The sequence below is a fragment of the Flocculibacter collagenilyticus genome (assembly GCF_016469335.1).
GTDB lineage: Bacteria > Pseudomonadota > Gammaproteobacteria > Enterobacterales > Alteromonadaceae > Flocculibacter > Flocculibacter collagenilyticus.
Genome location: NZ_CP059888.1, coordinates 98,345 through 111,691, shown reverse-complemented (window position 1 = coordinate 111,691; position 13,347 = coordinate 98,345). Strand labels below are relative to the sequence as shown.

General features: G+C 41.6%; 14 protein-coding genes. 10 read left to right on the top strand and 4 right to left on the bottom strand.

Features of this window, described 5'->3' with window-relative positions; genetic code table 11:
* Positions 1–160: 160 nt before the first annotated feature.
* From HUU81_RS00490 to HUU81_RS00475, 4 genes are all read right to left on the bottom strand, one after another.
* The gene (locus HUU81_RS00490) at positions 161–853 is read right to left on the bottom strand and encodes a DUF484 family protein (protein ID WP_199610264.1); all 693 of its coding nucleotides are present in this window, start codon (positions 851–853) and stop codon (positions 161–163) included.
* Entirely contained in the window at positions 850–1,680 is an 831-nt protein-coding gene (gene dapF, locus HUU81_RS00485; protein ID WP_199610263.1) for a diaminopimelate epimerase, read from the bottom strand. Before dapF ends, HUU81_RS00490 begins: the two co-directional genes overlap by 4 nt.
* 109 nt (positions 1,681–1,789) lie before the next feature.
* Positions 1,790–3,058, bottom strand: coding sequence for a diaminopimelate decarboxylase (gene lysA, locus HUU81_RS00480; protein WP_199610262.1), 1,269 nt, complete (start codon positions 3,056–3,058; stop codon positions 1,790–1,792).
* A 32-nt stretch (positions 3,059–3,090) separates the two neighbouring features.
* Positions 3,091–3,288: a lipoprotein gene (locus tag HUU81_RS00475; protein ID WP_199610261.1), complete on the bottom strand. Its 198-nt coding sequence runs from the start codon at positions 3,286–3,288 to the stop codon at positions 3,091–3,093.
* 74 nt (positions 3,289–3,362) lie between these two features.
* Here HUU81_RS00475 and cyaY point away from each other — a divergent pair, with 74 nt between their 5' ends.
* The 10 genes from cyaY (at position 3,363) to HUU81_RS00425 (ending at position 13,214) form a co-directional block, all read left to right on the top strand.
* Positions 3,363–3,686, top strand: a complete 324-nt coding sequence (gene cyaY, locus HUU81_RS00470) for an iron donor protein CyaY (protein ID WP_199610260.1) — start codon at positions 3,363–3,365, stop codon at positions 3,684–3,686.
* Positions 3,687–3,689: 3 nt separating this feature from the next.
* Positions 3,690–4,379: an alpha/beta hydrolase gene (locus tag HUU81_RS00465; protein WP_199610259.1), complete on the top strand. Its 690-nt coding sequence runs from the start codon at positions 3,690–3,692 to the stop codon at positions 4,377–4,379.
* A gap of 35 nt (positions 4,380–4,414) precedes the next feature.
* On the top strand, positions 4,415–5,296 hold the full coding sequence (locus HUU81_RS00460; RefSeq protein ID WP_199610257.1) for a DUF2914 domain-containing protein: 882 nt from the start codon (positions 4,415–4,417) through the stop codon (positions 5,294–5,296).
* Positions 5,297–5,350: 54 nt separating this feature from the next.
* Positions 5,351–6,316: a hydroxymethylbilane synthase gene (gene hemC, locus HUU81_RS00455; protein ID WP_199610256.1), complete on the top strand. Its 966-nt coding sequence runs from the start codon at positions 5,351–5,353 to the stop codon at positions 6,314–6,316.
* Positions 6,317–6,322: 6 nt separating this feature from the next.
* Positions 6,323–7,126, top strand: a complete 804-nt coding sequence (locus HUU81_RS00450; protein ID WP_199610255.1) for a uroporphyrinogen-III synthase — start codon at positions 6,323–6,325, stop codon at positions 7,124–7,126.
* Between the two features lies 1 nt (position 7,127).
* Positions 7,128–8,414 (top strand): uroporphyrinogen-III C-methyltransferase, encoded by a 1,287-nt coding sequence (locus HUU81_RS00445; protein WP_199610254.1) that lies wholly within the window; start codon positions 7,128–7,130, stop codon positions 8,412–8,414.
* Positions 8,411–9,616, top strand: coding sequence for a heme biosynthesis HemY N-terminal domain-containing protein (locus HUU81_RS00440; protein ID WP_199610253.1), 1,206 nt, complete (start codon positions 8,411–8,413; stop codon positions 9,614–9,616). Before HUU81_RS00445 ends, HUU81_RS00440 begins: the two co-directional genes overlap by 4 nt.
* Before the next feature lie 266 nt (positions 9,617–9,882).
* Positions 9,883–11,376: an Hsp70 family protein gene (locus tag HUU81_RS00435; RefSeq protein ID WP_199610252.1), complete on the top strand. Its 1,494-nt coding sequence runs from the start codon at positions 9,883–9,885 to the stop codon at positions 11,374–11,376.
* Between the two features lie 668 nt (positions 11,377–12,044).
* Positions 12,045–12,572 (top strand): hypothetical protein, encoded by a 528-nt coding sequence (locus tag HUU81_RS00430; RefSeq protein WP_199610250.1) that lies wholly within the window; start codon positions 12,045–12,047, stop codon positions 12,570–12,572.
* 150 nt (positions 12,573–12,722) lie between these two features.
* Positions 12,723–13,214 carry a hypothetical protein gene (locus HUU81_RS00425; protein ID WP_199610248.1) on the top strand — a complete coding sequence of 164 codons (492 nt, stop codon included), beginning with the start codon at positions 12,723–12,725 and terminating at the stop codon, positions 13,212–13,214.
* The last annotated feature ends 133 nt before the right edge of the window (positions 13,215–13,347 follow it).

The following is a 13,347-nucleotide window of genomic DNA, read 5'->3' as shown; positions in this document are numbered from 1 at the left end:
AGTGTTGCGCTGAAAAACACCGTTCGTGCTGCAAATATTGGATGCACTATTAATAGGATGAACCGAGCATAGAATGTACCGAGTATTGAATGTACTGAGAATTAAATGTACTGCGCGGTTGTTTCTTCGCGCTTAGCGCGATTCATCATATTGCCTGCCGTTAAGCATGGTCAAAACGCTCAAGCAGCAAGGTAAGTACACGCCCTAATTCATTAATAAATAATGTATCCATGCCCGGATAAAAATGATCATGATCAATACTACCAAAAGCAACTAAGCCCGTTGTCATGTCATCACCTAAAGTGAGCACAGCAACAGAATTAACTTCTTTATCATTAAAAAATAAAGTGGCTTCTTCTTTGCTCAGTCGGCCAAAATAGGTACTGCTATGCGATAATCGTTTTGCAATAAAATTAGTTAGCTTTTTATTTTCTAAATCCGGCAAACTGGCATTTTGCTCATTTAACTTAATCAGCTGCACGGCATTTAGGTTTAACTTTTCACTGATTAATAATTCGATAGATTGGAGTAATTCGGCTTGGTCAGACGCATCAAAAACACGAATAAAAATCTCACTAAATACTAAAAACACATGCTCATTTTGTCGCGCAATCGACATTAAATGCGTGATTTCTTCTTCAAGATATTGGCTTTTTTCACGTAGTACTTCTAGCTGACGCTCAACCAACGAAATAGTGCCTTTTTGTTGATGAGGTAAGCGTAATTGAGCTAACAAGTCTGGATTTTGTACAAAAAAATCAGGATGCTGCAATAGATACTCTTTAACTAAGCTTGCATCTAAACTTAACTCATCCTGCATTACAGGCTCGATAGGAGGCGTTATTTCGCTCATAAAATTATTTGTCCATCATATACATGTTCTGCTGGGCCGGTCATTTTTACTGGCTGTCCTGGACCATTCCAACGCACCGTAAGGGTGCCACCGGGCAACGCTACTTTTACCGTTGAAGCCAGTTTATTTTGCATCTTGCCAATTACTGCAGCTGCGCACGCGCCGGTACCACACGCCAAGGTTTCACCTGCACCGCGCTCCCATACCCGTAATTTGATGTAGTTATCTGACACAATTTCCATAAAGCCAATGTTGGCTTTTTCTGGAAAGCGCTCGTGCTTTTCAAAAATGGGCCCAAGCACATCAACTTCAGCGCGTTCAATATCTTCTACCGTGATAACGCAATGTGGGTTACCCATCGACACCGCGCCGCATAACACCGTGTGCTCTTCAGCACGCAGTATGTACGTCATCTCTTGCTTTTGCGCTTTAAACGGTACTTGCTTAGGTTCAAATTTAGGATGCCCCATATTCACGGTTACATTACCGTCTTTTTCATTAAACAGTGTAATATTTCCGTTCTTGGTACTAACTTGAATACGATGCTTGTTCGTTAACCCTTTCATTCGCACGAAACGCGCAAAACAGCGTGCACCATTACCGCACTGCTCTACCTCATTACCATCAGCATTAAAAATACGATAATGAAAATCTAAATCGGGATCGTAGGGAGGTTCAACAATTAACAGCTGGTCGAAACCAATGCCAAAATGACGGTCAGCTAATTTGCGGATTTGTTCTTTAGACAAGAATACATTTTGGGTGACGTTATCAATCACCATAAAATCATTTCCGAGTCCGTGCATTTTTGAAAAGTAAACTAACATAACTGCTTTATTATTATCTTGATTTGGTTATCTTAACGCATTTTCTTATATTAATCGCTGTGAACTTGTTTCAAGTAAAGCGCATTTGTTTTAGCAAAGATTCTGGTACTTATTCAATCAGTATAGACTCGCCGCGCCACAAGTCTTGCAACGTTTCTCGTGCCCGAACTAAGTGCATATTCGTGTTATCAACCATGACCTCAGCGGCGCGCGTGCGACTGTTGTAATTACTGCTCATCGTAAAACCATACGCCCCCGCAGAACGTACCGCCAGTAAGTCACCTTCTTGAATATTCAAATAGCGATCTTTACCTAAAAAGTCCCCTGTTTCACACACCGGCCCCACAATATCGTAAAGTTGTGTGGCTTGCGACTCTTCATTTGCTTCGTCGCGATCATTCACAGGAATAATGTTTTGCCACGCGCTGTATAGCGCAGGTCGCAGTAAATCATTCATGGCTGCATCCACAATAGCAAAGTCTTTATTTTCACCTTTTTTAATAAACTCAACTTGAGTTAATAAAATGCCCGCATTAGCCATAATTGCCCGTCCGGGTTCAAAAATAAGGGTTAAGTCTTTACGATGTTGTAGCTTGTCTACGATGGCTGCGGCATATCCAATCGGATGAGGCGGCGCTTCTTGGGCATAAGTAACTCCTAACCCTCCGCCTACATCTAAATGCGAAATATGAATGTCTTGCGCCTGTAACGTATCAATTAACGTAAGCACTTTATCTAATGCCGCTAAAAAAGGCTCTACTTCTGTTAACTGAGAGCCAATATGAAAATCAACCCCTTGCACATTCAACCACACGGACTCATGCGCATATTGGTACAACGGCATAACCTGAGTAATATCGATACCAAACTTGTTTTCTTTTAAGCCCGTAGAAATATACGGATGCGTATTTGCATCAATGTCTGGATTAACACGAATAGAAATAGGGGCCGACTGTTGACGTTGTTGCGCTACTTTTTCAATACGCTGAAGTTCAGATTCAGACTCAACATTAAAACATTTAATACCAACCTCAAGGGCATAGGCGATTTCTTGCTCTGTTTTGCCCACTCCAGAAAAAACGACTTTCTCAGGCTGACCACCTGCTACTATTACACGAGCGAGTTCGCCACCTGATACAATATCAAAACCCGACCCTAACTTAGCTAATACATTTAATACTGCTAAATTTGAATTCGCTTTAACTGCGTAACATATTACATGCGGATGCTGGGCAGCAGCTTGGTCAAACGCATGCCAGTGCCGTTCTATCGTTGCACGCGAATACACATAGGTTGGTGTACCGTATTCTGCAGCAATTGCATTTACGTTTACATGTTCAGCATGTAACGTATTATTGTGATAGTTAAAGTAGTCCAAGATGCGTCCTTATACACAGCTAATTGCTGAATCTATTCCTCGGTATTAGTGGTACCTTTGTTTACGCTATTTTGCACGTCTTGCGCTGGCGCATGTTCAGGTGTGTCTTCTGGCAATGTTAACGGGCCTTTTTGGCCACAGCCTTGCACTAACATTAACTGACAAAACAATAACGCACCGAGTGCATTACGACCATTTTTTTTCGTTAACTTGGTAAATATGTTATTCATAGAGTTATTTAGCGGTTTTTTTGACACGCAGAAGCCAATATAATGATGTTTTATTTAATATGGGAAATGTATCAATGAACGAACAGGAATACCACCAACTTGCTGACGAAATGCTGTTGGCCGTTGAAGAATCCATTGATGAGATAGATTTTGATCTAGATTACGAAGCCGCAGGTGGCATCTTAACCATTATTTTTCCCAACCAGTCCAAAATAATTATTAATAAACAAGCGCCATTGTTGCAGCTATGGGTTGCCACAAAATTCAATGGCCATCATTTTGAGCTCATCGACGACCAGTGGATTGATAACCGCACTGGTGCTGAATTTTGGCAACTGATTTCAGATGCCGCCACTAAGCAAGCTAATACCCCTATTCAATTTAAACCAGTGAACTAATTTATGACCGACTTATTATCAGCTGTTGAAGTTAATCCCGATGACGCCTCACAAGGGGTAAAGTCTGTTGTTATTTGGTTACATGGTCTTGGCGACTCAGGGTATGGTTTTGCCCCCATTGTGCCTGAGTTAGCGTTAGCCGATGAGCTAGCAACTCGATTTATTTTTCCACACGCGCCTGAACGTGCTGTTACCATCAATAATGGTTATCGCATGCGTGCATGGTACGACATTAAATCGATGGATTTAGACAAGCGCGCTGATGAAGCAGGAGTATTAGAGTCTGTTGAACAAGTTGAAGCGTTAATTGAGCAACAGATTGCACAAGGCATTCCTGCCAGCAAAATAGTCATTGCAGGTTTTAGCCAAGGCGGTGTAGTTGCAATGCACTTAGCCACTCGCAGCAAACATAAATTTGCAGGTATCATGGCAATGTCGACTTACATGTGCCAGCCGCAAAAATTAGCTGAGGAGCACAGCAAGGTAAATTTACACACGCCATTTATGATGATGCATGGCCGACAGGATGATGTTGTGCCGATGGCAATTGGCGTTCAAGCAAAAGACACACTGGAACAATGCGGTTACACCATTCGCTGGCATGAATTTAATATGCAGCACAATGTTTGCGCGGAACAAGTGCAAATCATTGCGCAGTGGCTAACCGATAACTTAGCTGAGTCAGTGGCTTAAGCAATAAATATAATAACTCATTTACTTGTGGTGATATGGCAGACAATCAACTAAAAATTACAGTCGCGCTCAAGTCAGCTGACTTAACAGCAAATACATTGGCCGAACAGCCCGACTTTGTTTCGCCAAAACCACCGTTTAGTAAAGTTAAAGTGATTAGCGCGGTAGTATGTTGTTTGTTACTCGCTGCGGCTGCGCTGTATTTTTTACCCTTTGCAACGCCGCTGGATGCTAAAACCAATACCGTTGATGTAAGCGCGCACGAACAAACTGCAACGGCAATAGCCACAGTAAAAGATCAGAGCGCTGTCGAGCCGGCCGCAAGCCAGCCAATCAGCCAACCTAACGACAGTAGCGGTGAGACTGAGACTGAGACTGATAGTGTAATTGAAAAAGCGGCGCTGATCCCCGCAACACTAAGGGTTACTCCTAAACATCCGGCCACAAAAGAGATTGAACCTGACCAAACAGCCACAGCAACTGATGAAGCGATAACACTGACTCATCCAGCCGAATTAGTAAACCCAGATACCGCGATTGAGAAAAAGCAAACAGTGTTATCAAATACACAATCAACGCATGTAGCGCGTGCCGTGCTAACCAATAAGATTGTAAATAGAGAGCCACAAGAGCAGCTCAATCATCACATCACCAGTAACAATGCCCAGCGCAGTAAATTATTTTTCTTTACTGAGCTGCATAATTTAGCGGGTCACACCGTACGTCATCGTTGGATATACAAAGGCAATATTGTTGCTGACGTGCCACTGACGATAAAGTCGAACCGATGGCGAACCTACTCTAGTAAAAGCGTTAATCAGTCTCAACCCGAACAGTGGTTAGGCCAATGGGCCGTTCAGGTTGTTGATGAAGATAACCATATTCTGATCAGTAAAGATTTTATTTATAAAAAATAACTAACGTTGAAGCACCTTACAGTTTGTATTACCGCTTCTTTGGAAATGTAAAAAATGACAACAAATACTGTACGTATCGCAACTCGTAAAAGCGCCCTTGCCCTTTGGCAAGCCGAATTTGTAAAAGCCGAGCTTGAAAAACACCACCCAGACCTCAGCGTAGAGCTAGTGCCAATGTCGACTCAGGGCGATAAAATTCTTGATACACCGCTTGCTAAAATTGGTGGTAAAGGCTTGTTTGTTAAAGAGTTAGAGCAAGCCATGCTAGATGGCCGTGCTGATATTGCAGTACATTCAATGAAAGATGTGCCTGTCGACTTTCCGGAAGGACTACACTTGCATACCATTTGCGAACGTGAAGATCCTCGCGATGCATTCGTTTCAAATAAATATGCAACCCTTGCTGATGTACCAAAAGGTTCAGTCATTGGCACGTCTAGTTTGCGCCGCCAATGCCAACTTAAAGCGCATCGTCCAGATCTCATTATTAAAGACCTACGAGGCAACGTAAACACACGCTTAGCAAAACTAGATAACAACGAATACGACGCCATTATATTAGCCGCAGCGGGATTAATTCGTTTAAAAATGGAAAGTCGTATTGCAGATTATTTAGCCCCTGAATTTAGCTTGCCGGCTAATGGGCAAGGCGCAGTCGGTATTGAGTGTCGTAGTGACGACACCCGTATTCAGTTACTGCTATCACCGTTAGAGCATCACCTCACGCGTATACGAGTAATGGCAGAACGAGCAATGAATCGCCGTTTACAAGGAGGCTGCCAAGTACCCATTGGTGCTTATGCCGAGATCCATGATCAACAGCTACACTTACGGGGTTTAGTTGGCAGTTTAGACGGTAAAGAAATACTCACCGCAGCCTTAAATGAAGATATCACCTTGTCAGCCGAAAATAAGCAAAACCAATTACAAGCTGAAGCGCTTGGTACAAAGCTGGCAGAACAGCTATTATCACAGGGTGCCGACCGAATTTTAGCCGCTGTCTATAAACAGGATGAATGATTATTTGTGAATAACGCACAGGATGACACTAACAACGATGAAACAGTGACGCTTTCTGATCTGCATTGTTTAATTACTCGGCCTGAAGCACAAGGCGCAAGCTTGATAAGAGCATTGCGCCCATACACCACTTCCATCAGCCATATACCACTTATTCGCATCCAGCCCGCGGTATTAGGTCACTATGACTCTGAAGCACATTTATCCACCACTAAACTTATTTATACCAGCCCAAATGCCGTGCAGCATTGTCCTACTGAATACTTTCGCAGTCATGCCAATGCGAGCTTTTTTGCCGTAGGAAAAAAGACCGCAGACTCACTTCATCATAAGCTATCAGGCTTAAGTATTCCCGCAGCCGTTGAAGTACCGCTTAATGAATCTAGTGAAGGGTTATTACAATTACCTGCGCTAAGCCAAGTTGCTCAAGACACCATCACCATCGTGCGTGGTGTGGGCGGACGAGAATTATTGGCGACTCAACTACGTGAACGGGGCGCAAAAATTAACTACCTTGAAGTGTATCAACGCGAAATCATACATAATGACCCGCAAATGTGGTACGACCAGTGGAAAAAAATACAAATAAATTGTATTGTTGTGACTAGTTTAGAAATATTAGAACAAATATTTTCGCAAGCACCTCAAGAGATTATACTAAATTTACAACAATGTACTTGGTTAGTTGCCAGCGAACGTATTGCACAAAGCGCAGAGCAATATGACGTTCCTTATTCGCAAATTAATATTTGTGGCGGGGCGAGCGATCAACACATTGTAGCAACCATACAACAGCTAACTGGAAGATAAAATGTCAGACAACGATAAAAAAGCAGATAACACATCTTCACCTAATGACACCAATGATAAAGAGAAAAAAGACGCACTCGCAAAATTAGCTGCTGAATTACAACAAGAGGAAACATCCTCTAACAGTGCCCCTAATAAGCCGTCAGCTAGTGCTACTGCTTACCCGCCAGCATCATCGGCCAACAAGCAACAACCTGCTAAATCAGGCCGTGGGGTTGCATGGTTCGCATTATTTGTTGCCCTTATTAGCGTAGCTGGTGCCGCAGGTATTGCGTGGTACGGCTATCAACAACTGCAAATAGATCAACAGCAACGTGCATCACATAGCGAATTGCAAAAAACCTTACAAAACCAACTGAATAATTTACGAGATAGCCAAAAAGCGCAACTCGCCGAACAACAGCGACTTGCCCAACAAACCCAAGCGGCTTTACAACAAAATATGCAATCAATGAAGGCATCGATTACCGACGATGTCAGCGAACAACTTAAGCAACTTGAAGGGCGTAGACCAAATGACTGGTTAATTGCAGAAGCACACTACTTAGTGCAGTTAGCTTCTAGAAAGCTATATCTTGAACATGACTATGCCACCACCTTTACATTATTAACCGACGCCCAAGCACGATTAACTGAACTTGCTGATCCTAGTGTAATTTCAATTAAACAGGCTATCGCTAAAGATATTAACCAACTACAAGCCATCAATGAGGTTGATACAGATCAGCTTTATTTGAAATTAGATGCATGGTCACAACGAGTTACGCAACTGCCATTTGCTACACATAAAAGCATTAAGGAAAAAGCGAAACAAGTAAAAGAGACTGAAGTAGCCGAACAAACCTTTATGCAGAATTTACAACAAGCGTGGCGTGAAATTGCCGACATCTTTTATATTCGTACAACCCAACACAGAGGCGAAGTTAAACTTGCCCTTTCTGAACAACAAGTATGGTTACTACAACAAAAAATGGGGCTGAGCTTTCAACAAGCGCAACTGGCTTTATTACAGCAAAACCAACTAGTGTTTGAATCGGCCATTCGCTCACTCATTACCACCACTAATCAAGCATTAGCACCCAACGACAAATTAACTCAAACGCTACTCAGTGATCTTAACAGTCTGCTAGGACAAGATATTCAAGCCAGCTTACCGATTCAACTTGAAAGCTTATCAGCGCTGGCAGCACTCGTTAACCAAAGAGTTATCGGCAAAACACGTAACTTACAAAGTTCACCGTTATCACCCACTGATCGCCCATCAACAAACAATGAGGACGCATTATGATACGCTTACTCATTATTCTCGTTTTAGTATTCGGCACTGCAGTCTTAGCACCTCGATTTATTAGTGAAACGGATTTTGTACAATTTGTTGTAGGAAATCATACTGTCGAGCTAAGTATCATTAGCTTTATCAGCCTATCTATTATCTTAATATTCGCGTTTTTCGCTTTAGAATGGCTAATTCGTAAACTATATCGCATTTTTACTGGCACTAGCTCTTGGTTTGGTGGCCGTGCGAGTAAAAAAGCAGAGCAAGCCTTAGAACAAGGATTAATCGCCTATTTATTACAAGACTGGAAGCAGGCTAATAATGCATTCAATAAAACGGAAGCGCTTACGCACAGCCAGTTAGTTAGAAATTTATATGCCGCTAATGTTGCGCTAAAACTTGGCGAGCTAGCACAAGCACAAGATTACTTGGCGACATCTGAAGAACAAACTAATCACAGTAAACAGTCAGATCCGGTAAAGCTATATCAAGCACAAATGCAATTTGAGTTACATCAGTATCAACGGGCATTAGACACTATTACTGATTATTTAGAAAAAAATAAAAAAGACCCTGCGGCATTACGACTAAAACTTCATTGTTTAATGGCACTTAAAGAGTATGCATCTATTCAGCCTGCGCTGAAAAAAGCAGAAAAATATAACGCCTTTACCAGTGAAGAGCTAATAAACTTTAAGCAACAATATTACTTAGCCATGTTTAGCAAAAGTGCTAATGAACAAGGTTTAGCAGCTGCCAAACAACAATGGCAAGATATACCAAAAGCTGACAAAAAAGAAACCGCTTTGCTTGGTGCATGGCTTATGGTGCTCGCAAAACAGCACGAAGATCAAGAAGTCGAAGCCTTGATGCTAGAACAGCTAAAACACAATAACATTGAAGGATTAATTCAAATCGCGACAGACTTACCAAAAGTCTCAACACCAACTTTGTGTAAAGAGCTACAAAAGCGTTTGCAAAAATCGCCTGACAACCGTCACTTAATGATCCTGCTCGGTTTAGTCGCATGCTTAAATGAAGATTTTGAATTAGCACGTAAGGCACTTCAACCACACCAAGCGCAACTATCGCTTGCTGCACAACATCGCTTAGCTGAAGCGTTAGCACAAACCAATGACTTAAATGGCGCAGTTGCTATTTATCAGCAAACTCAGGCTGTCAAATCATTGCCAAGCCAAGTACCCGCTAACTAATCACTGACTTTTATATTGGGCACTCTGTATACCTAACCGAGTGCCTGCTTAACTTGTTCAGTAACATGCTCTCTTCTCGCTCCTTTATCTAGGCCGGGTTGCATAAAATACCTGCGTACTTATGCCAACATTTGCTCGACCTTTGAACGGATAAATCTGCTAACACTTTTTTGCATGTGATCGGACTTTACCTGTACCCGCTTTATCTGTAATCTTGCCTGCCTATTTTTAAATTTTAATCCCAAACTGGAGAGAAAAAGCTAGCCATGAATGTACTTGCGATTGATTTTGGTTCTAGTTATTCAACTTGTTGCGCTGTAGTAAATGGTAAAACCATTTCAATTAATGTTGATCCTCATTCTAAGTCACCCGAACGGTTACGCTCTTCAGTCTTTTTTCATTTTCGTGATCGCGAATTACCCTTACCTGCCGCTGAATTAGTGAATGCCAAAATTTCAGAAATGAAAACAGAAATTGGTACGCGCCTCGATACCGCTAAGGAAGAGTATTTCGCCACCAATAAACCCGACGAACAGCAGCGTATTGAACGTCGAATTAACCAGCTGCGTGGCGAGTTTCATGACAATGTAACCCTGCAACGCAAAGCCATCGCAATATTAATGCGCGACAAAACCATCGATAAGCTGACGCTAGATGAATTAGTCGAGCATGGCGACGCTATTCTAGGTGAGCTCGGCTTTAGTGACTATCTCAAACAGCCAGATAAAGGCCGTCTTATCTATAGTCCTAAAAACTTCTTAGCTGCTGATATTAGCGGTCATGAAGATGCATTTGCGACGTTAGTAGCTAAAACATTAAGCCATATTAAGCACGCCGCCGAACAGCAAACAGGCGAAACCTTTACTCATGCCATCTTAGGTCGTCCGGTGCAATATCACAGCACCCGTGGTGAGTCAGGCAACCAACAAGCCATCACGATTATGGCGCAAGCTGCACAACAAGCAGGCTTTAGTGGTACGGTTAAATTTTTAGAAGAACCTATCGCAGCTGCGTATGCTGTAGAACAATCACTAGTAGAGCCTAAAGATGTGTTGGTTGTCGATTTAGGGGGCGGTACCAGCGACTTCTGTATTATTCGTTTAGTGCCTAATCGTGGAAATGACCGACTAACCGTGTTCAGTGTTAATGGCATTCGCTTAGGTGGGTTAGAAGCTGATAAAGCCTTAATTATGCATCAAATTGCACCACAACTGGGGCTAAATACTCGCACTAAACAAGGCTCAGTGATCCCAAAAGCCTATTTTTATGATGCTATCGCGGTTGACTCAATCCCCACTATTACCAGTTTTTTCAGCGACAAATACGGCGGCGAAATAGCGCGTACCCTATCAGTTGCTGAAGAACCGGAAAAACTGGAGCGCTTGCTTACTATCCAAGAAGAGCGTTTAAGTGAACGGTTGATCAACTCTGCTCGATTAGCAAAAGAAATGTTGTCGAACCAAGATGAAGGTATCACCCTGCCACTAAAATATATTGAAGACGACTTCACCGTGCCAATGACCCAACAGGACTTGGACAAAGCAATGCAAGGCTGGCTACACAAAATGTTATTGCAGATTAAAACGTGCTTAAGTCAGTCATCTGTAACACCAACTCACATCATGCTAACGGGCGGTATGTCACTCAGCCCAGTGGTGCGAAAAGCAATAAAGGAAAACTATCCGCAGTTTGAGTTGATTGAGAACCAAGCGTTTACCAGTGTAGTAAATGGATTAGCGAATAGTGTGTTGGAAAGCTAATAGGCAGTCTTTTTATACTCATATGAGGAACAGCGCATGGGACTCCACTTGTGCTTTCTCAACTACTCCTCATGTTTAACTGAATAGGTGGTAGCGAAAAGCGCTACCACTCATAATACATTAAAGCTTTTCAGAGGATAGCTCAGATAAAGCGATTAAAATCTGTTCAATGTGAAAGTAAATATATTTAATCGCTATTATCAGGCATATAAAGATAACCACAGAAAATGGTGACTTAGATAGTAAGGTTTGGTGCCCGAATATATAATTTGAAACGACTAAGTCAACTCCCAGCACTAAACAGAAGAAAACCATCAACACAACGACTAGTCTTCTCATCTTCTGTTTTACAAGTTTAGTTATATTTTGATATTTCATAATATCTCCCTAGTGCCCTATCCAGCACAGTTAGATTGTAGTTGTACCAATTAATGAACACCAGTTTGTGCTAAAACTAACACTTTGCTCAGTGTGAAATTAAGCTTATGAAGTATCTAATCAAAAGAACTGAAAAAGGCTTAAGATGAACCTGTCGGGTGGCGCTTCGCTTAACCGACTTACGGGTTTGGTAACATGGCGACTAGAGGGAGGCTCTATAACGATAGCGATAGGCGCTATACATTACGCCAGAGTTCTTATGTTTTTGAGTATGCAGTGAGGTCTGCCCAATGATGAAAATACTTTGCTTTATTATTGTTGCATTTGCTTCATTCGGAGTGCGAAGTGTTGAGGTTATCAATAGTCCTGTTGATATACGATTGTTTTCTTTTTGTACAATTAAAAAAGAGTGCAGAATTTCGATATCTCTTACCAACGTAACTCCGTACGATGTGAGGCTGAGCTCATATTACATTAGTCGTGATAACATTTTACGTTCAAGTATCTTAGCTTTCGAGGCTGAAAAATATCACTCACTTGAGGCTAGCGGGAAAGACGTATATAAATCTTTAGTTGCTGTGAAAGCGAAGGTGAGTAAGAGCTTAAACTCTATCATCCTTAAACCCCAACAAACTAAATATTACGATTTAGTTGATATTGAAAATTACTTTAACTTTAACGTTGGTACAAACTATTTAGTTAAGCTTTACATCCCACACATGAGTATTTATGTAGACAAAAAATTTGTTGGTACAACTAGCGTGAAATCTAATACTGGAGAAATAATTTTCCCAGCTTCAGAGGCTGAGTTAAGGTGACTTACCTTGGTGATCAAGCACCTTCTTTACCCATCATCACGGTTTCAGTATTACCAAGGCCGTATGTCGGGTTAACCTGTCGGGTGGCGCTTCGCTTAACCGACTTACGGGTTAAACAGGGGGGCTTCTCAAGTCATACGGCGAATTGAAATGAAACACAAAATAAAAAGTATCATAATATTTCTAGGACTTACTATGGGTATCGCTAGCGCTTTCGCTTCTGAATTAAGCTTCTTAGCCCAAATGAAAGACGGAAACATGAATTTTACTATTTTAAACAACAGTTTGAATATTATCTCTTTGAATAAAAGAATGTCCCTAGGACGACTAGGTGAGTTAGAGTTAGTATTTAAGGATAGTGATGGAAAGGTATTTAGAAACCAATGCAAGATAAACTCTAACCTACCAACTAGCGTTGATTTTATTGAGTTACACCCAAATCAAATTACTGGCTATACAATTCCGTTACAAAGGTTAAAAAGATGCTTTAATTTAACGTCTGATATGTACGTGATGACGGCTAGTTACAAAGGGTTCAAAGGAGAGGAGGCTGAACTGAATGATTTATTATCAAGCTTTTCTGCTTCTGATATAGTATTTACAGATGAGCTTAAGACAACTGTCAACATTAAAGTTCAGTAATTAGAACCTTTGCATGTTAACTCTCATCATGTGCTAACATGCAGCTATCATCACTAGCAACCCTCATATCAGTAACTCCGTCCTTATAATTGCCCTTGCCGATAACGGCCGTGCGTCGAGTTAACCTATCGGG

Excerpts from the sequence above, each read along its gene's own strand:
- dapF (WP_199610263.1), bottom strand. The coding sequence starts at position 1,680 with ATGTTAGTTTACTTTTCAAAAATGCACGGACTCGGAAATGATTTTATG.
- HUU81_RS00435 (WP_199610252.1), top strand. The coding sequence starts at position 9,883 with ATGAATGTACTTGCGATTGATTTTGGTTCTAGTTATTCAACTTGTTGC.
- cyaY (WP_199610260.1), top strand. The coding sequence starts at position 3,363 with ATGAACGAACAGGAATACCACCAACTTGCTGACGAAATGCTGTTGGCC.
- HUU81_RS00490 (WP_199610264.1), bottom strand. The coding sequence starts at position 853 with ATGAGCGAAATAACGCCTCCTATCGAGCCTGTAATGCAGGATGAGTTA.
- HUU81_RS00440 (WP_199610253.1), top strand. The coding sequence starts at position 8,411 with ATGATACGCTTACTCATTATTCTCGTTTTAGTATTCGGCACTGCAGTC.
- HUU81_RS00425 (WP_199610248.1), top strand. The coding sequence starts at position 12,723 with ATGAAACACAAAATAAAAAGTATCATAATATTTCTAGGACTTACTATG.
- hemC (WP_199610256.1), top strand. The coding sequence starts at position 5,351 with ATGACAACAAATACTGTACGTATCGCAACTCGTAAAAGCGCCCTTGCC.
- HUU81_RS00460 (WP_199610257.1), top strand. The coding sequence starts at position 4,415 with ATGGCAGACAATCAACTAAAAATTACAGTCGCGCTCAAGTCAGCTGAC.
- HUU81_RS00475 (WP_199610261.1), bottom strand. The coding sequence starts at position 3,288 with ATGAATAACATATTTACCAAGTTAACGAAAAAAAATGGTCGTAATGCA.
- HUU81_RS00445 (WP_199610254.1), top strand. The coding sequence starts at position 7,128 with ATGTCAGACAACGATAAAAAAGCAGATAACACATCTTCACCTAATGAC.
- HUU81_RS00465 (WP_199610259.1), top strand. The coding sequence starts at position 3,690 with ATGACCGACTTATTATCAGCTGTTGAAGTTAATCCCGATGACGCCTCA.
- HUU81_RS00430 (WP_199610250.1), top strand. The coding sequence starts at position 12,045 with ATGATGAAAATACTTTGCTTTATTATTGTTGCATTTGCTTCATTCGGA.